This is a genomic window from Streptomyces sp. NPDC058812 (assembly GCF_042744565.1).
Classification (GTDB): Bacteria; Actinomycetota; Actinomycetes; order Streptomycetales; family Streptomycetaceae; genus Streptomyces; species Streptomyces thinghirensis.
On sequence record NZ_JBHYOB010000006.1, the window covers coordinates 194,697 to 215,523 of the forward strand.

19 protein-coding genes are annotated in these 20,827 nt (G+C 70.8%); 9 read left to right on the forward strand and 10 right to left on the reverse strand.

What is annotated here, in order from left to right; genetic code table 11:
- Window positions 1-206 precede the first annotated feature (206 nt).
- Together ACFW48_RS14765 and ACFW48_RS14770 are read left to right on the forward strand one after the other, a co-directional pair.
- Window positions 207-857: a GntR family transcriptional regulator gene (locus ACFW48_RS14765; RefSeq protein WP_386314389.1), complete on the forward strand. Its 651-nt coding sequence runs from the start codon at window positions 207-209 to the stop codon at window positions 855-857.
- Window positions 854-2,164, forward strand: a complete 1,311-nt coding sequence (locus ACFW48_RS14770) for a nitrate/nitrite transporter (protein WP_386314391.1) — start codon at window positions 854-856, stop codon at window positions 2,162-2,164. Before ACFW48_RS14765 ends, ACFW48_RS14770 begins: the two co-directional genes overlap by 4 nt.
- Before the next feature lie 109 nt (window positions 2,165-2,273).
- On the opposite strand, the gene ACFW48_RS14775 is transcribed toward ACFW48_RS14770, so the two are convergent.
- Window positions 2,274-3,098: a maleylpyruvate isomerase family mycothiol-dependent enzyme gene (locus tag ACFW48_RS14775; protein WP_386314393.1), complete on the reverse strand. Its 825-nt coding sequence runs from the start codon at window positions 3,096-3,098 to the stop codon at window positions 2,274-2,276.
- Window positions 3,099-3,316: 218 nt separating this feature from the next.
- Between ACFW48_RS14775 and ACFW48_RS14780 the strand changes: the two genes are divergently transcribed.
- Together ACFW48_RS14780 and ACFW48_RS14785 are read left to right on the forward strand one after the other, a co-directional pair.
- Complete coding sequence (locus ACFW48_RS14780; RefSeq protein ID WP_386314395.1) at window positions 3,317-4,111, forward strand: carbon-nitrogen family hydrolase; 795 nt, start codon at window positions 3,317-3,319, stop codon at window positions 4,109-4,111.
- A 57-nt stretch (window positions 4,112-4,168) separates the two neighbouring features.
- On the forward strand, window positions 4,169-4,627 hold the full coding sequence (locus tag ACFW48_RS14785; protein WP_386314397.1) for a DUF2867 domain-containing protein: 459 nt from the start codon (window positions 4,169-4,171) through the stop codon (window positions 4,625-4,627).
- Window positions 4,628-4,663: 36 nt separating this feature from the next.
- On the opposite strand, the gene ACFW48_RS14790 is transcribed toward ACFW48_RS14785, so the two are convergent.
- Entirely contained in the window at window positions 4,664-5,158 is a 495-nt protein-coding gene (locus ACFW48_RS14790; protein ID WP_210959909.1) for an LURP-one-related/scramblase family protein, read from the reverse strand.
- Entirely contained in the window at window positions 5,155-6,159 is a 1,005-nt protein-coding gene (locus tag ACFW48_RS14795) for a helix-turn-helix domain-containing protein (protein ID WP_386314399.1), read from the reverse strand. Before ACFW48_RS14795 ends, ACFW48_RS14790 begins: the two co-directional genes overlap by 4 nt.
- A 52-nt stretch (window positions 6,160-6,211) precedes the next feature.
- On the opposite strand from ACFW48_RS14795, the gene ACFW48_RS14800 reads away from it, so the two are divergent.
- Complete coding sequence (locus ACFW48_RS14800; RefSeq protein WP_386314400.1) at window positions 6,212-6,604, forward strand: cupin domain-containing protein; 393 nt, start codon at window positions 6,212-6,214, stop codon at window positions 6,602-6,604.
- Window positions 6,605-6,616: 12 nt separating this feature from the next.
- Here the strand turns inward: ACFW48_RS14800 and ACFW48_RS14805 are convergent, their stop codons facing one another.
- The 3 genes from ACFW48_RS14805 to ACFW48_RS14815 form a co-directional block, all read right to left on the reverse strand.
- The gene (locus ACFW48_RS14805) at window positions 6,617-6,868 is read right to left on the reverse strand and encodes a DUF6458 family protein (RefSeq protein WP_386314403.1); all 252 of its coding nucleotides are present in this window, start codon (window positions 6,866-6,868) and stop codon (window positions 6,617-6,619) included.
- A 124-nt stretch (window positions 6,869-6,992) separates the two neighbouring features.
- On the reverse strand, window positions 6,993-8,291 hold the full coding sequence (locus ACFW48_RS14810) for a M18 family aminopeptidase (RefSeq protein ID WP_386314405.1): 1,299 nt from the start codon (window positions 8,289-8,291) through the stop codon (window positions 6,993-6,995).
- A 97-nt stretch (window positions 8,292-8,388) separates the two neighbouring features.
- Window positions 8,389-10,215, reverse strand: a complete 1,827-nt coding sequence (locus ACFW48_RS14815; protein WP_386314407.1) for an acyl-CoA dehydrogenase — start codon at window positions 10,213-10,215, stop codon at window positions 8,389-8,391.
- 162 nt (window positions 10,216-10,377) lie between these two features.
- On the opposite strand from ACFW48_RS14815, the gene ACFW48_RS14820 reads away from it, so the two are divergent.
- From ACFW48_RS14820 to ACFW48_RS14830, 3 genes are all read left to right on the forward strand, one after another.
- Entirely contained in the window at window positions 10,378-10,845 is a 468-nt protein-coding gene (locus ACFW48_RS14820; protein WP_107477858.1) for an SseB family protein, read from the forward strand.
- A gap of 124 nt (window positions 10,846-10,969) precedes the next feature.
- Window positions 10,970-11,947: a pirin family protein gene (locus ACFW48_RS14825; protein WP_386314411.1), complete on the forward strand. Its 978-nt coding sequence runs from the start codon at window positions 10,970-10,972 to the stop codon at window positions 11,945-11,947.
- A gap of 98 nt (window positions 11,948-12,045) precedes the next feature.
- Window positions 12,046-13,146 carry an AI-2E family transporter gene (locus ACFW48_RS14830; protein WP_386314414.1) on the forward strand — a complete coding sequence of 367 codons (1,101 nt, stop codon included), beginning with the start codon at window positions 12,046-12,048 and terminating at the stop codon, window positions 13,144-13,146.
- On the opposite strand, the gene ACFW48_RS14835 is transcribed toward ACFW48_RS14830, so the two are convergent.
- Window positions 13,062-15,242 (reverse strand): SpoIIE family protein phosphatase, encoded by a 2,181-nt coding sequence (locus ACFW48_RS14835; protein ID WP_386314417.1) that lies wholly within the window; start codon window positions 15,240-15,242, stop codon window positions 13,062-13,064. The two genes, ACFW48_RS14830 and ACFW48_RS14835, sit on opposite strands and share 85 nt — an antisense overlap.
- A 189-nt stretch (window positions 15,243-15,431) precedes the next feature.
- On the opposite strand from ACFW48_RS14835, the gene aspS reads away from it, so the two are divergent.
- Entirely contained in the window at window positions 15,432-17,195 is a 1,764-nt protein-coding gene (gene aspS, locus ACFW48_RS14840; RefSeq protein ID WP_386314420.1) for an aspartate--tRNA ligase, read from the forward strand.
- 65 nt (window positions 17,196-17,260) lie between these two features.
- Here the strand turns inward: aspS and ACFW48_RS14845 are convergent, their stop codons facing one another.
- The 3 genes from ACFW48_RS14845 to ACFW48_RS14855 form a co-directional block, all read right to left on the reverse strand.
- Window positions 17,261-17,626 carry a PH domain-containing protein gene (locus ACFW48_RS14845; protein WP_055418861.1) on the reverse strand — a complete coding sequence of 122 codons (366 nt, stop codon included), beginning with the start codon at window positions 17,624-17,626 and terminating at the stop codon, window positions 17,261-17,263.
- 101 nt (window positions 17,627-17,727) lie between these two features.
- The gene (metG, locus tag ACFW48_RS14850) at window positions 17,728-19,344 is read right to left on the reverse strand and encodes a methionine--tRNA ligase (protein WP_386314424.1); all 1,617 of its coding nucleotides are present in this window, start codon (window positions 19,342-19,344) and stop codon (window positions 17,728-17,730) included.
- Between the two features lie 91 nt (window positions 19,345-19,435).
- Window positions 19,436-20,818, reverse strand: coding sequence for a VWA domain-containing protein (locus ACFW48_RS14855; protein WP_386314427.1), 1,383 nt, complete (start codon window positions 20,816-20,818; stop codon window positions 19,436-19,438).
- Between the last annotated feature and the right edge of the window lie 9 nt (window positions 20,819-20,827).

A 20,827-nucleotide genomic window follows, 5' to 3' on the forward strand; every position in this document is an offset into this window, starting at 1 on the left:
GTCGATTACCCCGATTGTGGTGAATTCCCCTGGAGCGCGGCCGAGTTGTGGTCGGTCGGGCTTCGGCCGCGTCTGTGCGACACGTGAATAGCACGGATGGTTGTGCGGTGGCCGGGGCGGGGCGCGGGGTCCTCCTGATGGGTGGCCGTGGGTCCGCATGCTGGACGGGCCCCGTATTGCGTCCCTGTTGTATCTATCCTGTCGGCATGACCACGGCAGTGAGGCAACCACCGGCGGCGGACCGCGTCTACACCCACGTCAAGCAGGGCGTCCTCGAACGCCGCTACGAGGGCGGGACCCTGCTCACCGAGGGCGAGCTCGCCGAGGCCGTGGGCGTCTCCCGCACGCCGGTGCGCGAGGCGCTGCTCCGGCTGGAGGCCGAGGGCCTGATCCGGCTCTACCCGAAGAAGGGCGCGCTGGTCCTGCCCGTCTCCGCGCAGGAGATCGCGGACGTGGTGGAGACCCGGCTGCTGGTCGAGGAACACGCGGCCAGGAAGGCCGTACCCGCACCGCACGGCCTCGTCGAACGGCTGGAGGAACTGCTCGCCCGGCAGAAGGAGCAGGCCGCCGCCGGCGACCTCGCCGCCGCCTCCGTCACCGACCGCTGCTTCCACGCCGAGATCGTCCGCAGCGGCGGCAACGAGATCCTCTCCCGCCTCTACGACCAGCTCCGCGACCGCCAGCTGCGCATGGGCGTCGCCGTCATGCACTCCCACCCCGACCGGATCGCCAAGACCCTCGCCGAGCACGAGGAGATCCTCGACGCGCTGCGCGCCGGGGACGCGGAGGCGGCCGTCGGAGTGGTCCACCGGCACGTGGGCTGGTTCTCGCACCTGGCCCGTGGGGAGGCGCGATGAGTTCGGCCACGTCGGCCGGGAAGACCCTGCCCGGGGATCCGCCGGGCGGACGGCGCGCGATCGCCGTGTGGGGCATCGGCGTCGCCGTCTACTTCGTCGCCGTCATCTTCCGTACGTCCCTCGGGGTGGCCGGCCTCGACGCCGCCGACCGCTTCCACGTCAACGCCTCCGCCCTGTCCACCTTCTCCATCCTCCAGCTGCTGGTCTACGCCGGGATGCAGATACCCGTCGGCCTGCTGGTCGACCGGCTCGGCACGAAGAAGGTGCTGGGCATCGGTGTCGTGCTCTTCACGGCCGGGCAACTGGGCTTCGCGTTCTCCCCGTCGTACGGCATGGCGCTCGCCTCGCGAGCGCTGCTCGGCTGCGGGGACGCGATGACGTTCATCAGCGTGCTGCGGCTGGGCACCCGCTGGTTCCCGGCCCGGCGCGGGCCGATGGTCGCCCAGCTCGCCGGACTGGTCGGCATGGCGGGCAACCTGGTCTCCACCCTCGTCCTGGCCCGGCTGCTGCACGGCATCGGCTGGACGGCGGCGTTCGCGGGCAGCGCGCTGGCGGGCGTGGTCGTCTTCGTCCTGCTGCTGCTCTTCCTGAAGGACCACCCCGAGGGGCACGAGCCGGAGCCGCTGCCGCACCAGGGGGCCGCGTACGTACGGCGGCAGATCGCCACGTCGTGGCGGGAGCCGGGGACACGGCTCGGGCTGTGGGTGCACTTCACGACCCAGTTCCCGGCGATGGTGTTCCTGCTGCTGTGGGGGATGCCGTTCCTGGTCGAGGCGCAGGGGCTGTCCCGGGCCACGGCCGGCGGCCTGCTCACCCTCGTCGTGCTGTCCAACATGACGGTCGGCCTGGTCTACGGCCAGATCATCGCCCGGCACCACGCTGCGCGGCTGCCGCTGGCGCTCGGCACGGTCGGCGCGACGGCGCTCCTGTGGGCGGCGACGCTCGCCTACCCGGCCGACCACGCGCCGATGTGGCTGCTCGTGGTGCTGTGCACGGTGCTGGGCGCGTGCGGGCCGGCGTCGATGATCGGCTTCGACTTCGCACGGCCGGCGAATCCGCCGGAGCGGCAGGGGACGGCGTCCGGGATCACGAACATGGGTGGTTTCGTGGCGTCGATGACCACGCTGTTCGCGGTGGGGGTGCTGCTGGACGCGACCGGGGACGACTACGCCGTCGCGTTCTCGTCCGTGTTCGTGCTCCAGGCGGTCGGGGTGTCGCAGATTCTGCGGTTGCGGAAGCGGGCGGCGCGAAGGGAGCGGGAGCGGCTGGTCGCGAGCCGGGTGGAGACGGTGCACGTACCTGTGTAGGTGCCCGGCGTGGGTGCGGGCCTTGCTGGGGGCTGCCGCCCCCAGACCCCCGCTTCGGCCTGAACGGCCTCGTCCTCGAACGCCGGACAGGCTGGTTTCACTACCGGCGCTACTGCGTCACCGTGAAGTTCCGCAGGATCGCCGCCGTCAGGTCCTGGTCGCCCTCCGTCTTGATGCGGTCCGCCGCGGCTTCCGGGGTCACGCGGCCGCAGGCCAGGCGGACGTAGGTCTCCCAGTCGAGGGTGAGGGTGGCGGCGGGGCCGAGGGCGGGGGCCGTTTCCAGGGTGCCGCGGCCCTGGATGTCGACGCGGATGGTGCGCAGGAACTCGACCGGGCCGTGGACGTCGAAGACGACGGCGGAGCTGCGAGGGGCGTCCGCGCGCTCGGCGACGACCCCCGGCAGCTCGTCGAGCAGCACGTCACGGGCGACGTGCGCGCCGGGGGAGTCGAGGTTGCCGGGGCGGCCGAGGGCCGTGCGCAGGTCCTGTTCGTGCGCCCAGACGTCGAAGGCGTGCCGGCGCATCGCCTCTCCGAGGGTCAGCTCGGTGCCGAGCGGGCCGCGCACCTTCGTGCCGGGGTCGCGCGACTCGTTCCGCAGCTGGCGGTTGCGCCGAATGATCATGTACTCCAGCTCGGACGTCATCTCCGGTGCCGTGTGGTGGCGGCGGACGTCGACCTGCATCTCCATGTAGCGCTGGTGGTCATTGGTGACGTGGAAGAGGTCGCGCGGGAGCGTGTGGATGGGCCGCGGGTCGCCCAGCATCTCGGAGTCCAGCCCCAGCACGTGGGAGACGATGTCGCGCACCGACCAGCCCGGACAGGGGGTGCGGCGGTTCCACTCTGCCTCCACAAGCGGCTGAACCAGCTCGGATATCGCCTCGATGGAGTGAGTCCAGGCGTCGGCGTAGGGCTGGAGGGTGGGATGCAGACTCACGGAACGGGACCCCTCGGCGGTCGGTACACGGGCGGGTTGTGGCGGCGGTGCCAGTGGGAGGTGGCTGCGGTCGGCGTCGGCTTGGGACTCCCCCGGCTCTCGGCTGCGCTCGATCCGGGAGGACCCCCAAGTTACGCTGCTGTGCGGCACCCCGGCAGTGCTTTCGTGTGACGATCGTAGGCCCGTGTGGACGGCTCGAATGCCAGGACGGTGGTAGTGTGCGCGCCTCTTTGCTCCAAATCGCTGTGAATGAGGACGAGTCGGCGGAAGTACGCCGTGTGCGAGCGGCGGCGCTCGTACGGGAACAGGCGGGTGCCGACCTCGTCGTACTGCCGGAACTGTGGACCACGGGCGCGTTCGCCTTCGAGGAGTTCGGCTCGCAGGCCGAGCCGCTCGAGGGCCCGACGTACGAGGCGATGGCGAAGGCGGCGAGCGACGCGGGCGTGTGGCTGCACGCGGGGTCGATCCCCGAGCGTGGCCCCGACGGACAGCTGTACAACACCTCTCTCGTCTTCTCCCCCTCCGGTGACCTGGCCGCCTCCTACCGCAAGATCCACCGGTTCGGCTTCGACAAGGGCGAGGCCGTGCTGATGGGCGCGGGGCGCGAGCCGGTGACGGTCCGTCTGCCGGATACGACCCTCGGCGTGGCGACCTGTTACGACCTCCGCTTCCCCGAACTCTTCCGCTCACTCGTCGACGCGGGGGCCGAGACCCTCGTCGTCCCGGCGGGCTGGCCGGAGCGCCGCCGGTCCCACTGGACGCTCCTGGCGCGGGCACGGGCGGTGGAGAACCAGGCGTTCGTCCTCGCGTGTGGAACGGCCGGGACGCACGCCGGAGTTCCGCAGGCCGGTCACTCGATCGTGGTCGATCCGTGGGGCGAGGTGCTGGCGGAGGCCGGCGCGGACGAGGAGGTCCTCACGGTGGAGTTCGACCCGGCGAAGGTGGCGCGGACCAGGGAACAGTTCCCCGCGCTGAAGGACCGGGTGCTGGGCCTCGCGGCGCCGCGGCGCTAGCGAGCGCACCCCCGGACACACGGTGTGCGGCCCGGCTCCCGCCCTAGACTCCCGCGCATGGCACCAACCGGTACCCCTGCCATTCGTCGCGTCCGGGTGGACCCCGCCGACACCCACTTCGCGTCGGCGTTCGAGCTCCCGGCCGCCGGGCTGCCCCGGCTGACGCCCGAGCAATGGGCGCGCGCCGCCTACGAGGACACCCCGGCGCTGCTGCGTGAGCTGTTCCGGACGGGCTGGGCCGGCGTGCTCGGTCTGCGGCTGGGACCGCGGTCCTCGGCGCGGCACGTGGTGGGGTGGCGCATGGTGGAGTCGGGGCCGGACCGGCTCGCCCTGGAGGCCCGTGCCCCGTCGCTGACCGTCCGCAACGTGCTGACCCTCGATGGCTCACGGCTGCTCTGGGCGACGTACGTGCGCTACGAGCGTCCGGCCGGCCGGGCGCTGTGGTCCCTGGCCGCACCGGTGCACCACCTGGCCGTGCCCCTGCTCCTCGGCCGCGCCGTCCGTCGCGCGGGGTGAGGAGCAGCCGGGGGCCCGCCTGCCACGCGTCACGCGTTACTCGTCCTCCCGCTCCTTCTCCGCCAGGTGGATCACGCACACCGTCAGCGCGATCAGCAGCGCCGGGTCCGCGTCGTCCCGGACGACGTCCACGCCGTAGGTGTCCCGGAGGGTCAGCCACCGGCGCGAGACGACGGCCAGCAGCTCACCGTCGTACTCGATGGCGAACTCCCGGTCGAGGATCTTGCCGCTGACGTCCAGTTCGGTGCCGTCGGCCAGCGAGACCCGGTAGTGGTTGCGCAGCAGGGAGAGACGTTTCCGCTTGATCCGGGCCAGCGGCTCGTCGCCCCGCTCGATCACCATCGTGTCGCGCAGGGCGAACATCTTCTGGTGGATGTCGATGAGCACGCGCCCCTGGACGTCCTTCAGCTCCCAGGTGTCCCGCAGCCGCATCGCCTTGCCGTCGACGAGGTACACCTTGTTGCCGTTGTCGTCCTCGATCCAGTAGTCGTCGCCGAAGCCGAGGAGCCGGTCGTACACGAGGAATCTCATGGCGTGATCGCTTCCCCGGCGCCCGCTCCGAAACGCCGTCGGTAGGCCGACGGGCTGAGCCCGGTCTCGCGCCGCAGCAGCGCCCGCAGGTTCGCGGCGGTCCCCAGCCCGCTGCGGGCCGCCACCACGTCCAGCCGCTCCTCACCGCGCTCGATCAGGCGCCGTGCGAGGGTCACGCGCTCGGCCGTCAGCCAGGCGAGCGGCGTCGTCCCCAGCTGCGCCCGGAAACGCCGGTGCAAGGTCGCCGGTGACATCGCCGCGCGCTCCGCGAGGTCCGTCACCGTCAGCGGCTCGTCGAGGCGCTCCTGCGCCCACTCCAGCAGGGGCGCCAGCGACGCGTCGGGGACGTGGGGCACCGGCCGCTCCACGAACTGCCGCTGCCCGCCGTCCCGGTGCGTGGCGAACACCAGCCGCCGGGAAACGGCGTTGGCGATCTCGGCGCCGTGGTCCTTGCGCCAGATGTGCAGCCCGAGGTCGAGTGCCGCCGCGCTGCCCGCGGCGGTGAGCACGTCGCCCTCGTCCACGAACAGCACGTCCGGCTCCAGCAGCACCCGCGGATGCAGCCGGCGGAAGGAGGCGGCCCACAACCAGTGGGTGGCGGCCCGCCGTCCGTCCAGCAGCCCCGCCTCGGCGAGTGCGAAGCTGCCGGTGCACAGGCTCATGACGCGGGCGCCGCGCGCATGCGCGCGCCGGATGGCGTCCAGGACGGCCGGGCCGCGCGGTACGACGTTGTCCGGCCGGCCGGGTACGACGACCGTGTCGGCCCCGTCCGCGGCCTCCAGGCCGGGTACGTCGGTGAGCGTGAAGAACCCGTGGTTCATCCGGATCCCGGAGGCCGGCCCGCACACCACCACCTCGTACAGCGGGCTGCTCAGCCCCAGCTCGGGCCGCGGGAGTCCGAACAGTTCGGTGGCACAGCCGACCTCGAACGGGTTGGTGCCCTCGTCGACGATCACGGCGACGCGGTGGGGACGCGGGCGCTGAGAGGATCCTTGCGGCATGTGCGATTTCTAGCACTCGTCCGGCGGACACGACACCCCGCACGATGACGTCATGTCACAGGAACCCGTGTCCCTCGCCTCCGCCCTCGCGTCCTTCACCGAGCAGTGGAGCCCCCGCATCGTCACCGCCGTCAACGACTACGACGTCCGCATCGCCAAGGTCGAGGGCGAGCACGTCTGGCACGTGCACGACCACACCGACGAGTTCTTCCTGGTCCTCGACGGCGAACTCCACATCGCCCTGCGCGAACCCGGCGGCGAACGCACGGTCGTCCTGCCCAGGGGCTCGGTCTTCACCGTCCCGCGCGGCACGGAACACAAGCCCTACGCCCCCGCCCCCACGGCGATCCTGCTCCTCGAACCGACGGGGACCCTGACCGTGGGCGACCGGCACGACGAGGTGCCCGACCACGTGGACGCGACGACGGGGCACGCCTTGACGTGATGCCGGCGGGGCTCAGGCGCCGTAGCCGTTGTGGTACCCGTCCCGGGTGTGGTGGTGGGGCCGGTCCTCGACGACCGGGGTCGTCGGCGGCATCACGACGCGACGGCGCCGGGCGATGCTGCTGAACGTCGCGACACCGATCAGACCGACGATCATGAAGATGACGCCGACCAGGTCGAGGTTCACGCCCTGCATGTCCCAGTCGGTCGCGAACGTGAGGATGGCTCCCACGGCGATGAGGATGATGCACCCGCCGAGGCCCATGAGTGTCGCCTCCCTGTCAGATCCGGTCGGTTCCGGGTTTCCGGTCGATCCGGTTCCGTGCGAGTACCCCGGGCCGGAACACACATGCGAGGCAGGGGTGTTCCGGCCCGGGCACGCTCGGGGCTCAGCCCTCCAGGAACGCCACCAGCGCGTTCGCCAGCAGGTGCGGGTCGTCGGCGCCGCACAACTCCCGGGCGCTGTGCATCGAGAGGATGGCCGCGCCGATGTCGACGGTGCTGATGCCGTGCCGGGCCGCGGTGATCGGGCCGATGGTCGTGCCGCACGGCATGGAGTTGTTGGAGACGAACGTCTGGAAGGGGACGTTCGCCTTCTCGCAGGCGGCGGCGAACACCGCGCGGCCGGAACCGTCCGTGGCGTAGCGGTTGTTGACGTTGACCTTGAGGATGGGGCCGCCGTTCACCCGCGGCTGGTGCGTCGGGTCGTGCCGCTCCGCGTAGTTGGGGTGCACGGCGTGGCCGGTGTCGGAGGACAGGCAGACCGTGCCGGCGAAGGCGCGCGCCCGGTCCTCGAACGAGCCGCCCCGCGCGAACACCGAGCGCTCCAGCACGCTGCCGAGGAGCGGGCCGTCGGCGCCCGTGTCCGACTGGGAGCCGGTCTCCTCGTGGTCGAAGGCGGCCAGGACCGGGATGTACGGGAGGTCCGCGCCGGAGGCCGCGACCGCGGCCAGGGCGGCCACGCCGGCGTGCACGGACAGGAGGTTGTCCATGCGGGGCCCGGCCACCAGGTCCCGGTCGCGGCCCAGGTACGCCGGGGGCTCCACCGAGTGCGTCATCAGGTCCCAGCCGGTGACCTCGCCGCGGGCGAGACCCGCCTCCTCCTCCAGGAAGGCGATCAGGTCGCCGTCGCGGACGGTGTCGCCCAGGCCCCAGACCGGCTGGAGGTGGCGCTGCTTGTCGAGTTTGAGGCCCTCCGCGGACACGTTGCGGTCCATGTGGATGGCGAGTTGCGGGACGCGGAGCAGCGGGCGGTCGATGTTGACCAGGCGGGTGGAGCCGTCGCGCAGCGTGAGCCGGCCGGCCAGGCCCAGGTCGCGGTCGAGCCAGGAGTTCATCAGCGGCCCGCCGTAGATCTCCACGGCGACCTGGCGCCAGCCGTGCGCCCCGGTGTCCGGGCGGGGCTTCACGCGCAGGTTGGGGGAGTCGGTGTGCGCGCCGACGATGCGGAAGGGGGTGTGCGGGTCGGCGCCCTCGGGGACGTACCAGGCCACGATCGCGCCGCCGCGCAGCACGTACTTGCCGCCGGTCGTACCTTCCCAGGCGTCCGTCTCCGCGACCTGCCGGAAACCGGCCTTCTCCAGCCGCTCGGCGGCGGTGGCCACGGCGTGGTACGGCGTGGGGCCGGCCGCGAGGAAGGACATGAGGTCGTCGGTGTGGCCGCGGTCGAAGCGGGAGGGTGCGCTCATGGGGTTCACCTTAACGACGTGCGAGGGCCCGCTTCCCGTGGCGCGGGAGCGGACCCTCGTCAGGCTGTGTGGAATTGGTGGAGGGGGCGGACGGGTCCTAGAAGGCCGCCTCGTCCAGCTCCATCAGGTCCAGCTCGACACCCTGGGCGACCTTGCGGGCCATCGTGACGCCGGGCAGGACGTTCGCGGCGAAGAACTTCGCGGCGGCGATCTTGCCGGTGTAGAACGTCTTGTCCTTGGCGCTCGCCGTCGGCAGCTTCTCGGCGGCGATCGCGGCGCCCTTGAGGAGCAGGTAGCCGACGATCACGTCACCGGAGGCCATCAGCAGGCGGGTGGTGTTGAGCCCCACCTTGTAGATGTTCTTGACGTCCTGCTCGGTGGCCGCGAGGTCGGTGAGCATCAGGCCGACGATGGCCTCCAGCTCGACGGCGGCCTTGGCCAGGTGCTCGCGGGCGCCGGACAGCTCCTCGCCGCCGGTGCCGAGGGCGAGGAACTTCTTGATGTCCTCGGCGAGCGAGTTCAGCGCGGCGCCCTGGTTGCGGACGATCTTCCGGAAGAAGTAGTCCTGGCCCTGGATCGCCGTGGTGCCCTCGTACAGGGTGTCGATCTTGGCGTCGCGGATGTACTGCTCGATCGGGTACTCCTGGAGGAACCCTGAGCCGCCGAAGGTCTGGAGCGACTGGGCGAGCTGCTCGTAGGCCTTCTCCGAGCCGTAGCCCTTGACGATCGGCAGGAGCAGGTCGTTGAGGGCGTGCTCGGTGGCGGCGTCCTCGCCGTTCGCCTCCTTGACCTGGATCTCGTCCTGGACGGAGGCGGTGTACATCACCAGCGCGCGCATGCCCTCGGCGTACGCCTTCTGCGTCATGAGGGAGCGGCGGACGTCCGGGTGGTGCGTGATGGTGACCTTGGGGGCCGACTTGTCCATGAAGTTGGCCAGGTCGGGGCCCTGGACGCGCTCCTTGGCGTACTCGAGCGCGTTGAGGTAGCCGGTCGACAGGGTCGAGATGGCCTTCGTGCCGACCATCATCCGCGCGAACTCGATGATGCGGAACATCTGGCGGATGCCGTCGTGCTTGTCGCCGATCAGCCAGCCCTTGGCGGGGTGGCGGTCGCCGAAGGTCATCTCGCAGGTGTTGGAGGCCTTCAGGCCCATCTTGTGCTCGACGTTGGTGGCGTAGACGCCGTTGCGCTCGCCCAGCTCGCCGGTCTCGAAGTCGAACTCGTACTTCGGGACGAGGAAGAGGGACAGGCCCTTGGTGCCGGGTCCGGCGCCCTCGGGACGGGCGAGGACGTAGTGGAGGATGTTCTCCGACATGTCGTGCTCGCCGGACGTGATGAAGCGCTTGACGCCCTCGATGTGCCAGGAGCCGTCCTCCTGCTGGACCGCCTTGGTGCGGCCGGCGCCGACGTCCGAGCCCGCGTCCGGCTCGGTGAGCACCATGGTGGAGCCCCACTGCTTCTCGACGGCGAAGGACGCGATGTGCTTCTGCGCCTCGTTGCCCTCCTCGAAGAGGATGCCCGCGAACGCCGGGCCGGAGGAGTACATCCACACGGCCGGGTTGGCGCCGAGGATCAGCTCCGCGTAGGCCCAGATCAGGGAGCGCGGCGAGGTGGTGCCGCCGATCTCCTCGGGCAGGCCCAGGCGCCAGTACTCGGAGTCCATGAAGGCCTGGTAGCTCTTCTTGAAGGACGCCGGGACCGGCGCGGTGTTGGTCTCCGGGTCGAAGACCGGCGGGTTGCGGTCGGCGTCGGCGAAGGACTCGGCCAGCTCGTTCTCCGAGAGGCGGGTCAGCTCCTCCAGGACGCTCTTGGCGGTGTCCGTGTCCATCTCCGCGAACGGGCCGGTGCCGTACACCTTGTCACGGCCGAGCACCTCGAAGAGGTTGAACTCGATGTCCCGGAGATTCGGCTTGTAGTGCCCCATGGCGACGGCTCCGTTGAGAGATCGGCGAGGCACTGAATCCTCGCATCTGTACACATACCGACTGCGCGTACCAAGCAGTAGCTACGATGATGCTACCCGTCGGTAATAAGAAGCAACCCCGAGCCGGTCATCTGTGACCCGTCACTCGCTACTCTTTGCGGCATGTACGGCTACGACCAGACCGCGGGCCAACAGCAGCAGCAGTACGCCCCGCCGCAGCAGCCGATGTCCGGCGGATACGGGCAGCAGCCGCCGCTGTACCCCGAGCCGTCCCCGCCCTCGCTCGCGGACGCGGTGCGCGCCTTCACCACCGGCCAGATGTCCGCCGAGGACTTCCAGCAGATCTTCGCGACCTCGAAGGTCTACTGCCCGCGCGGCGACAACCCGGGCTTCCTCGCGCTGCACAACACCCAGCAGCCGGTGATCCCCATGTTCACCGGGCTCAAGGAGCTGCGCCGGTACGCGGGCAAGGAGTCCAAGTACTTCGTGATCACCGGCGCGGAGGTGATCGACCTGCTGCCGACCGGCTACGGCTTCGTACTGGACATGGAGGGCGAGCACCGGATGGTGTTCGACGCGAAGGCCGTCGAACAGATGGTCGATTTTGCGATGCGTCGCATGTACGGCTAGACGCGCTGTGGCTGGATGTCACCGCTTCGCGAGCCCGGAGGGAATGCCCTCCGGGCTTTCTCGGTTCCAGGTGGCAAGAAGTTCAACGCTCAACTAAAGTGGGCGTACCCGAGGAGGTACCGACATGCCTGCAGTGACCGTCGAGAACCCGTTGACGCTGCCCCGCGTATCCGCACCCGCCGACGCCGTCGCACGTCCCGTACTCACCGTCACGACCGCGCCCAGCGGCTTCGAGGGCGAGGGCTTCCCGGTTCGCCGCGCGTTCGCCGGGATCAACTACCGCCATCTCGACCCGTTCATCATGATGGACCAGATGGGCGAGGTGGAGTACGCGCCCGGTGAGCCCAAGGGCACGCCCTGGCACCCGCACCGCGGCTTCGAGACCGTCACCTACATCGTCGACGGGATCTTCGACCACCAGGACTCCAACGGTGGCGGCGGCACCATCACCAACGGCGACACCCAGTGGATGACGGCGGGCTCCGGTCTGCTGCACATCGAGGCGCCGCCGGAGCAGCTGGTCATGTCGGGCGGGCTCTTCCACGGGCTCCAGTTGTGGGTGAACCTCCCGGCCAGGGACAAGATGATGGCCCCCAGGTACCAGGACATCCGCAGCGGCTCCGTCCAGCTGCTCACCTCCCCGGACGGCGGCGCGCTGATGCGCGTCATCGCCGGTGAGCTGGACGGTCACGAGGGTCCCGGCATCACGCACACGCCGATCACGATGGTCCACGCGACGCTCGCGCCCGGCGCCGAGGTCACCCTGCCGTGGCGGGAGGACTTCAACGGCCTGGCGTACGTGATGGCCGGGCGCGGGTCGGTGGGCGCCGAGCGGCGGCCGGTCCACCTGGGGCAGACGGCCGTCTTCGGGGCCGGTGGCTCGCTGACCGTCCGCGCGGACGAGAAGCAGGACTCGCACACCCCCGACCTGGAGGTCGTGCTGCTCGGCGGGCAGCCGATCCGGGAGCCGATGGCGCACTACGGGCCCTTCGTCATGAACACCCGGGAAGAGCTCCAGCAGGCGTTCGAGGACTTCCAGAAGGGGCGGCTGGGGACGGTCCCGGCCGTGCACGGGATGTCGGCGGTGGGGCCGGAGGCCTGATGCCGGCCGCGCGCTGACAGGACGTCACGCTGACGCCGTGTCACCCGGGCGGGCCGTCCGCGCAGGACAGCCCGCCCGGTGCGTGATCGGCTGGGAGCGTGCAGCTGCTTCCCGGTCCGGTCCGTCGGTTCGCCGCCTGGTGTGCCGTCATCCTGCTCGCCAGCGGTGTCGTCTACGTCGCGATCCGGCTCTGCGTCGAGTTCCGCACCGCGGTGACGCCGGCGCTGCTCGCGCTGCTCGGCACCGCCCTGCTCAGGCCGCTGCACCGGTGGCTGGTGAAGGCGCACGTGCAGCGGTCGCTGGCCGCCGGGCTCACCTGTGTCGCGGTCGTGGCCGTGGTCGGCGGGGCCGTGTACATCGTGGTGTCCGCGCTCATCGAGACCGGCGACCAGATCATCGCCTCGCTCCGGGACGCGGCCAAGGGGATCACCGACCACTTCGGGGCGGCCGGGACCTCGCTGGACGACATCGCGTCCAACGCGCGCGAACTGCTGGGCAAGTTCGGCGGTACGGCCGCCTCGGGGGTGGTCACCGGGATCAGCGTCGTCGGCGAGATGCTCGCCATGGCCGTGCTCGCCCTGCTGCTCGTCTTCTTCTTCCTGCGCGACTCCGACCGGGCCGTCGGCACGGTGCGGGCCATCGCCCCGCCCGGCGGCGCCGACATGGTCGAGGCGATGTCCCGGCGGGCCTTCGGGGCCGTCGAGGGCTTCATGCGGGGCACCACCCTCATTGCCCTCATCGACGCGGTCTGCATCACCGTCGGGCTGCTCGTCCTGCGGGTCCCCGGCGCCGTCGGGCTCGGCGCGCTGGTCTTCGTCGGCGCCTACATCCCCTACCTCGGCGCGTTCATCTCCGGAGCCGTCGCCGTGCTGGTCGCGCTGGCCGACCGGGGGTTCGTCATCGCGCTGTGGGCCCTCGGGGTGGTCCTGGCCGTGCAGGTGCTGGAGGGGCACGTGCTCCAGCCGATGATCCAGAGCCGGACCGTGCAGATGCACCCGGCGATCGTGCTGCTGGCGCTCACCGCGGGGGCGTCGGTGGCGGGCATCCTGGGGATGCTCCTCGCCGTTCCCCTCACCGCGGCGGCGTTCGGGGTCGTCCACGAGTTGCAGGGGCGTTACGCCGCTTCGGGGTCGCCGGTGGGACCGCGGCCGGCTTCGGGGCCGTCTCCGGGTCCGCCTTCCGGTCCCGCGGTCTCGTAGACCTCGTACCAGATGCTCTTGCCCTCGCCGCGCGGGGCGACTCCCCACGCGTCCGCGAGCAGCTCGATCAGCATCAGGCCGCGTCCGGAGGACGCCATCTCCCCCGGCCGGCGCTTGTGCGGCAGGTCGTCGCCGCTGTCGGTGACCTCCACCCGGATCAGCCGCTCGCCCGGCTCGCCGACGACCTCGGCGACCAGCAGGGCGTCGGCGTCGGTGTGCACCAGGACGTTGGTCAGCATCTCGGAGAGCAGGAGCACCGCGGCGTCCCGCTGCTCCTCGTTCGGCCAGTCGTGCAGCAGGTCGCGCAGGTGCTGCCGGGCGGTGGCGATCCGGGCGGGCTCGGCCTGCGCGACCGTCAGCATCGTGCGGCGCACCGAGGGCCTGGCCACGGTGCTGTCGCCGCAGCCGCAGCCCTCGCCCTGCCGGCACAGCAGCAACAGGGCGATGTCGTCCTCCCGCCGGTCGGCGAGCGGGCCGGTGGTGTGGTGCGAGGAGGGCCCGTGCACGGCCTGGACGAGTGCGTCGGCCAGCTCCTCCAAGCCGCCGTCGTGCTCCTCCAGGATGACGCGGAGGCGGTGCCAGCCGGTCTGCAGGTCGTGGCCGCCGGTCTCCACCAGGCCGTCCGTGCACAGCATCAGGGTGTCCCCGGGTTCCAGGGCGAGCCGCGTGGTCGGGTAGTCGGAGTCCGGGTCGATGCCGAGGGGCAGCCCGCCCGCCGTGGCGAGGATCAGCGCCGTCCCGTCGGCCATGCGCACGACCGGGTCCAGATGCCCGGCGCGGGCGCTCTCCACGGTGCCGGTCGCGGGGTCGACCTCGGCGTAGTAGCAGGTCGCGAAGCGCATGTCCGCGGGGTCGTCGTCGGACTGGGCGAGGTCGTGGAAGAAGTGGGAGGCGCGGGAGAGCACCGCGTCGGGGCGGTGGCCCTCGGCGGCGTAGGCGCGCAGGGCGATGCGCAGCTGGCCCATCAGCCCGGCCGCGCGTACGTCGTGTCCCTGGACGTCGCCGATGACCAGGGCGAAGCGTCCCCCGGGCAACTGGATCATGTCGTACCAGTCGCCGCCGACCTGGAGGCCGCCGCCGGTGGGGACGTAGCGGGCGGCGACGCCCATGCCGGGGATCTCCGGGCCGAGCACGGGCAGCATGGTGCGCTGCAGCCCGTCGGTCAGCTCCCGCTGGGTCTCGGCGGCGCCCGCCCGGGACAGGGCCTGCGCCAGCATCCGCGCCACGGTGGTCAGCACCGACCGCTCGTCCGGCGTGAACGCGACCGGGTAGGCGAAGGCCGCCATCCAGGCGCCCATCGGGCGGCCGGCCACGGTCAGCGGCAGGAAGGCCCAGGAGCGGCGGCCGAAGCGCTCGGCGAGCGGCCAGGTGAGGGGGTAGCGGGACCGGTACTGCCCGGGGGAGGAGAGATAGACGGCCCGGCCGGTGCGGACCGCCTCGGCGGCCGGGTAGTCCGTGTCCAGCGGCATGTTCACGAACGGGTTCATGTCGTTCTGCGGCTGTCCGTGGTGGCCGATGACCGTCAGGCGGTCGCCGGAAACCCCGAACACCGCGAGCCCGTCCGGGGAGAACCCCGGCATCGACAGCCCCGCCGCGACCCGCAGCACCTCCTCGGTGGACCGCGCCTCGGCCAGTGCCCGGCCCGCGTCCAGGAGGAACGCCTCCCGGGAGCGGCGCCAGTCGCCGGTGACCGCGCTGCGCCCGGCGGGCGTGCCCGGCGTCGGCTCGGCGACCTCCTGGAGGGTGCCGATCAGCTCGTAGCCCTTGCGCACGGGGTCGAACGACGGCTTGGAGCGGCTGCGTACGATCCGGACGATGTGGCCCTGCTCGTCCATGATCCGGATCCGGACCTCGGCGAGGGTGCCCTCGGCGACGGCCAGCTGGACCACCCCGGTGATCTCGTTCCAGTCCACCGGATGCAGCCGGGCCCGCACCTGGGCCTCGGTGAGCCTCGCCCCTTCGGCGGGCAGCCCGAGCAGGCGGGCCGCCTCCGCGTCGACCGTGACCTCCCCCGCGGCGGTGTCCCAGTGCCACAGACCGGTCGCGAGAGCGGCAAGGACGTCCCCCACCTCGGGCAGGGGCTCACCAGTGCGCATTTCCCCACTGTAAGAAGAGGTGATCGAACGCTGCCACCGCTCGCCCTCGCGTCCGCCGTCACGCCCGCCCTCGCCTCCGCCCCTCGTGTCAATGGGGAGGAAGACAGCTGTGGGTGCCCGGTACGCTGGGGTTGTTTCACGTGAAACGCGAAACACCATCCCCGATCCACGAAGGCTGGATGAACGACGATGCATCGGTACAGGTCCCACACCTGCGGCGAGCTCCGCTCCTCTGACGTCGGCACCGACGTCCGACTGAGTGGCTGGCTGCACAATCGGCGCGACCTGGGCGGCATCCTCTTCATCGATCTGCGCGATCACTACGGCATCACGCAGCTCGTCGCCCGTCCGGGCACCGAGGCCTACGAGGCGCTGGACAAACTGACCAAGGAGTCGACCGTCCGTGTCGACGGCAAGGTCGTCTCCCGGGGGGCCGACAACATCAACCCCGACCTGCCCACCGGTGAGGTCGAGGTCGAGGTGGGCGAGGTCGAGCTGCTCGGCGCCGCCCAGCCGCTGCCCTTCACCATCAACGCCGAGGACGGGGTCAACGAGGAGCGGCGCCTGGAGTACCGCTTCCTGGACCTGCGCCGCGAGCGCATGCACCGCAACATCATGCTGCGTACGGCGGTCATCTCGGCGATCCGGCACAAGATGGTGGCCCTCGGCTTCAACGAGATGGCGACGCCCATCCTCACCGCCACCTCCCCCGAGGGCGCCCGCGACTTCGTCGTGCCCTCCCGTCTGCACGCGGGCCGCTTCTACGCCCTGCCGCAGGCGCCGCAGCAGTTCAAGCAGCTGCTGATGATCTCCGGCTTCGACCGGTACTTCCAGATCGCGCCCTGCTTCCGCGACGAGGACGCCCGCGCCGACCGTTCGCCGGGCGAGTTCTACCAGCTCGACGTCGAGATGAGCTTCGTCGAGCAGGAGGACGTCTTCCAGCCGGTCGAGCGGCTGATGACGGAGCTGTTCACCGAGTTCGGCGGCGGCCGCGAGGTCACCTCCCCCTTCCCGCGGATCCCGTTCCGCGAGGCGATGCTGAAGTACGGCTCCGACAAGCCGGACCTGCGCGCCCAGCTGGAGCTCGTCGACATCACCGACATCTTCGCGGGCTCGGAGTTCAAGGCCTTCGCCGGCAAGCACGTCCGCGCGCTGCCGGTGCCGGACGTCTCGGGCCAGCCCCGCAAGTTCTTCGACCAGCTCGGCGACTACGCCGTCTCGCAGGGCGCCAAGGGCCTGGCCTGGGTCCGCGTCGGCGAGGACGGCACCCTGAGTGGTCCGATCGCGAAGTTCCTCACCGAGGAGAACGTCGCCGAGCTGACCAAGCGGCTCTCGCTGGCCTCCGGCCACGCGGTGTTCTTCGGTGCGGGCGAGTTCGACGAGGTCTCGAAGATCATGGGCGCGGTGCGGGTCGAGGCCGCCAAGCGCGCCGGGCACTTCGAGGAGAACGTCTTCCGGTTCTGCTGGATCGTCGACTTCCCGATGTACGAGAAGGACGAGGACACGGGGAAGATCGACTTCTCCCACAACCCCTTCTCGATGCCGCAGGGCGGCATGGACGCCCTGGAGAACCAGGACCCGCTGGACATCCTGGCGTGGCAGTACGACATCGTCTGCAACGGTGTCGAGCTGTCCTCCGGCGCGATCCGGAACCACGAGCCGGACATCATGCTCAAGGCCTTCGCGATCGCCGGCTACGACGCGGAGACCGTCGAGCGCGAGTTCGCCGGCATGCTGCGCGCGCTCCGCTTCGGCGCCCCGCCGCACGGTGGCATCGCCCCGGGCGTCGACCGCATCGTCATGCTGCTCGCCGACGAGCCCAACATCCGCGAGACGATCGCCTTCCCGCTCAACGGCAACGCCCAGGACCTGATGATGGGCGCGCCGACCGAGCTGGACGAGACCCGGCTGAGGGAGCTGCACCTGACGGTGCGCAAGCCGCAGCCGAAGTAGGCGGTACGTACACAGGGGCCCGGCATCGTCACCGATGCCGGGCCCCTGTGTGTTCCGTGACGGACCTACCGCGCCACGAACTGGGTCAGGATCGCCTGGACCTCGTAGATGTCGACGCCCTTGGTGAAGGTCTTCTGGATGGGGGCCTGGGAGCCGGAGAGCCAGATCTTCAGCTCGGCGTCGAGGTCGAAGTGGCCGGCCGTCTCGACCGCGAAGTGCGTGATGCTGCGGTACGGGATCGAGTGGTACTCCGTCTTCTTGCCGGTGATGCCCTGCTTGTCGACCAGGATCAGCCGCCGGTCGGTGAAGAGGATGGTGTCGCGGATCAGCAGGTAGGCCGCGTGGATCTGCTCACCGTGGCCGAGCAGGCGCGCGTACTCCTGCTGCGCCTGGGCCGGGTCGATGCTGTGTGCGTTGCCGAACAGTGCCATGGATCATCCCCCACGTGGACTCGCGATGGGTCCGATCTTCGCAAAGCGCGGGGCCCGGGAGAAGGTCTGCTTCTCCCGGGCCCCATGCTGTAGCGAGCGCGTTACGCGGCCGGCTTCTCCTCGAGACGCGGGAAGAGCACCGCGCCCTTGGTGACCGTGGAACCGGCGGGCAGCCGGCCCCAGTCGGCCGCTTCCTGGACCTTCTGGTCAGCGAGGCCGCCGAGGGACGCCTCGGCGCCCAGGGAGTCCCAGAGCTTCTGGGAGGTGTCCGGCATGATCGGGTTGAGCAGGACGGCCACGGCACGCAGCGACTCGGCGGCCGTGTAGAGGATGGTCGCCAGGCGGGCCTTGCCCTCCGGGGAATCGTCCTTCGCGACCTTCCAGGGCTCCTGCTCGGTGATGTAGCCGTTGACCTGCTTGACGAAGTCGAAGACGGCCAGGATGCCGCCCTGGAAGTCCAGCTCCTCGCCGATCTTCCGGTCGGCCTCCGTGACGGCCTTGGCCAGACCGTCGTGGATCGCCTTCTCCGCGTCCCCGTCGGCCGCGGAGGCCGGCAGCTCGCCGCCGAAGTACTTGCCGACCATGGCCGCGACGCGGGAGGCGAGGTTGCCGTAGTCGTTGGCCAGCTCGCTGGTGTAGCGGGCGGAGAAGTCCTCCCAGGAGAACGAGCCGTCCTGGCCGAACGCGATCGCGCGCAGGAAGTACCAGCGGTACGCGTCCACGCCGAAGTGCGAGGTCAGGTCCTGCGGCTTGATGCCGGTCAGGTTGGACTTGCTCATCTTCTCGCCGCCGACCATCAGCCAGCCGTTCGCGGCGATCTTCCCGGGCAGCGGGAGGCCCTGCGCCATCAGCATCGCCGGCCAGATGATCGCGTGGAAGCGGAGGATGTCCTTGCCGACCAGATGGACGTCGGCCGGGAAGGTGGCCTCGAACTTCTCCGGGTTCTCGTTGTAACCGACCGCCGTGGCGTAGTTCAGCAGGGCGTCGATCCACACGTAGATGACGTGCTTGTCGTCCCAGGGGACCGGCACGCCCCAGTCGAAGGTCGAGCGGGAGATGGAGAGGTCCTGGAGGCCCTGGCGGACGAAGTTCACGACCTCGTTGCGCGCGGACTCGGGCTGGATGAAGCCCGGGTTCGCCTCGTAGTGGGCGAGCAGCTTCTCGCTGTACTCGCTCAGCTTGAAGAAGTAGTTCTCCTCGCTGAGGAGCTCCACCGGCTTCTTGTGGATCGGGCACAGCTTCTGGCCCGCGTACTCGCCCTCGCCCTCAAGCAGCTCACCGGGGAGCTTGTACTCCTCGCAGCCCACGCAGTACGGGCCCTCGTAGCCGCCCTTGTAGATCTCGTCCTTGTCGTACAGGTCCTGCACGAACTCCTGGACGCGGTCGGTGTGCCGCTTCTGCGTGGTGCGGATGAAGTCGTCGTTCGCGATGTCGAGGTGCTCCCACAGGGGCTTCCAGGCCTCGGTGACGAGCTTGTCGGCCCAGGCCTGCGGGGTGACCCCGTTCGCCTCGGCCGTGCGCATGATCTTCTGACCGTGCTCGTCCGTGCCGGTGAGGTACCACACCTTCTCGCCGCGCTGGCGGTGCCAGCGGGTGAGCACGTCGCCTGCGACGGTCGTATAGGCGTGGCCCAGGTGAGGAGCGTCGTTGACGTAGTAGATGGGGGTCGAGACGTAGAACGCCTTCGCCCCCTGCTTCTCGTTTCCAGTGGCCGCCATGGTCGAAATCCTACTGGTCGGATGGAGATCGACTCACACGCGTTTCGGGGGGCGGACAGAGGGTCTCCTCCCTGCCCGCCCTCGTGGCTCCCTACGGGCGCCAGGTGGCCAGTACGCCCTCGTACAGCTCCTTGTCGGTGAGTTCCTTGGGGGTCTCGCCGGCGAGGAAGTGGGACGCGTTGCCCGTCTTGAGCTTGCGGAGGTAGTCGAAGGCCTTGTTCTCCGGGTCACCGAAGGCCACGAAGGAGAAGTGGACGTTCGGGTGGTCGGCCGCCGCCTTGGTGAGGGACTGGGTGGCCGGGGTCTTCGCGTCGGGGGCGCCGTCGGTCTGGAAGACCACCAGGGCGGGGGTGCCGGGGGCCGCTTCCTCGGCGTGGTGGGCGAGGACGGCTTCCACGGCGGCGTGGTAGCTGGTGCGGCCCATGCGGCCGAGGGCTCCGTGCAGCTCGTCGATCTTGTTCTCGTGATCGGTGAGGGTCAGCTCGCCGGTGCCGTCCACCTCCGTGGAGAAGAACGTGACGTGGACCGTCGCCTCGGTGTCCAGGTGGGCGGCGAGGGCCAGGGTCTGCTCGGCGAGGGCCTGGGCGGAGCCGTCCTTGTAGTACGGGCGCATGGAGGCGGAGCGGTCGAGCACGAGGTGGACCTTGGCGCGGGTGCCGGTGAGGTCGTGCTGCTTGAGGGCGGTGCCGGCGGCCTTGTAGGCGGTGGCGAGGCCGGGGGCGCGGGAGCGGAGGCGGGCGGCGGTGGTCGCCGGCTTCGCGGCCTCGGCGGGTGCGTCTGCCTCCGGCTGGGGGGTTGGTTCGGCCTCGGCTTCGCCTTCGGCCCCTGTGTTCCCACCCGCACCGCCCGTGCTGCTTTCGTCGTCGGGTGCGGGTGGCCCCTGTGGGGCTTCCACGCCGTCGGCGGCTGCGGGTTCCGGCTTCGGCTGCGGTCCGGAGGCCGGTGCCGGCTCCGCCTCGGGTCCGGGGGCCGGTTCCGGGGTTGCCGCCTCGGGCTTCGCTTCCGCCTCGGGCTTCGCCTGCGGCGTCGGGGCTGCCTCGGGCTTCGCTTCCGGCTCCGGCTTCGCTTCCGGCTCCGGCTTCGCTTCCGCCTCCGGCTTTGCTTCCGGCTCCGGATTCGCCACCGGGGCCGGATCCGTGTCCGGGGAATCCGTCGGTTTCGGGACCGTGATGTTGGCGAAAGCGGCCTTGACGAGTTCGTGCTCGTCGGAGGAGGTCGAGGTCGAGGTCGCCGTGCGGGGCTCGGGGACCTGGGCCGCCGGCTTCGGGGCGGGGGCGGGGGCCTCCGTCTGCTCCGGAGCCGCCGTCTGCTCCGGTGCCTCGGTCGGCTCCGGGGGTGCGGTGGGCTGGGACGGGAGCTTCGGCTCCGGCGTGGTGGCCGGCGGTGCCGTCTCCTGCGTCACACCCTCCGCCTGGGCGGCCCGTTCTTTGCGTGACCGGCCGAACACGTTCCGCAGAGAGGTGAGAATGCCCATGTGCGCAAC

What these genes read in the sequence shown, in the direction of transcription:
- ACFW48_RS14765 (WP_386314389.1), top strand. Translation starts at nt 207, where the DNA reads ATGACCACGGCAGTGAGGCAACCACCGGCGGCGGACCGCGTCTACACC.
- ACFW48_RS14770 (WP_386314391.1), top strand. Translation starts at nt 854, where the DNA reads ATGAGTTCGGCCACGTCGGCCGGGAAGACCCTGCCCGGGGATCCGCCG.
- ACFW48_RS14785 (WP_386314397.1), top strand. Translation starts at nt 4,169, where the DNA reads ATGGCACCAACCGGTACCCCTGCCATTCGTCGCGTCCGGGTGGACCCC.
- ACFW48_RS14790 (WP_210959909.1), bottom strand. Translation starts at nt 5,158, where the DNA reads ATGAGATTCCTCGTGTACGACCGGCTCCTCGGCTTCGGCGACGACTAC.
- ACFW48_RS14795 (WP_386314399.1), bottom strand. Translation starts at nt 6,159, where the DNA reads ATGCCGCAAGGATCCTCTCAGCGCCCGCGTCCCCACCGCGTCGCCGTG.
- ACFW48_RS14800 (WP_386314400.1), top strand. Translation starts at nt 6,212, where the DNA reads ATGTCACAGGAACCCGTGTCCCTCGCCTCCGCCCTCGCGTCCTTCACC.
- ACFW48_RS14805 (WP_386314403.1), bottom strand. Translation starts at nt 6,868, where the DNA reads ATGGGCCTCGGCGGGTGCATCATCCTCATCGCCGTGGGAGCCATCCTC.
- ACFW48_RS14810 (WP_386314405.1), bottom strand. Translation starts at nt 8,291, where the DNA reads ATGAGCGCACCCTCCCGCTTCGACCGCGGCCACACCGACGACCTCATG.
- ACFW48_RS14815 (WP_386314407.1), bottom strand. Translation starts at nt 10,215, where the DNA reads ATGGGGCACTACAAGCCGAATCTCCGGGACATCGAGTTCAACCTCTTC.
- ACFW48_RS14820 (WP_107477858.1), top strand. Translation starts at nt 10,378, where the DNA reads ATGTACGGCTACGACCAGACCGCGGGCCAACAGCAGCAGCAGTACGCC.
- ACFW48_RS14825 (WP_386314411.1), top strand. Translation starts at nt 10,970, where the DNA reads ATGCCTGCAGTGACCGTCGAGAACCCGTTGACGCTGCCCCGCGTATCC.
- ACFW48_RS14835 (WP_386314417.1), bottom strand. Translation starts at nt 15,242, where the DNA reads ATGCGCACTGGTGAGCCCCTGCCCGAGGTGGGGGACGTCCTTGCCGCT.
- aspS (WP_386314420.1), top strand. Translation starts at nt 15,432, where the DNA reads ATGCATCGGTACAGGTCCCACACCTGCGGCGAGCTCCGCTCCTCTGAC.
- ACFW48_RS14845 (WP_055418861.1), bottom strand. Translation starts at nt 17,626, where the DNA reads ATGGCACTGTTCGGCAACGCACACAGCATCGACCCGGCCCAGGCGCAG.
- metG (WP_386314424.1), bottom strand. Translation starts at nt 19,344, where the DNA reads ATGGCGGCCACTGGAAACGAGAAGCAGGGGGCGAAGGCGTTCTACGTC.
- ACFW48_RS14855 (WP_386314427.1), bottom strand. Translation starts at nt 20,818, where the DNA reads ATGGGCATTCTCACCTCTCTGCGGAACGTGTTCGGCCGGTCACGCAAA.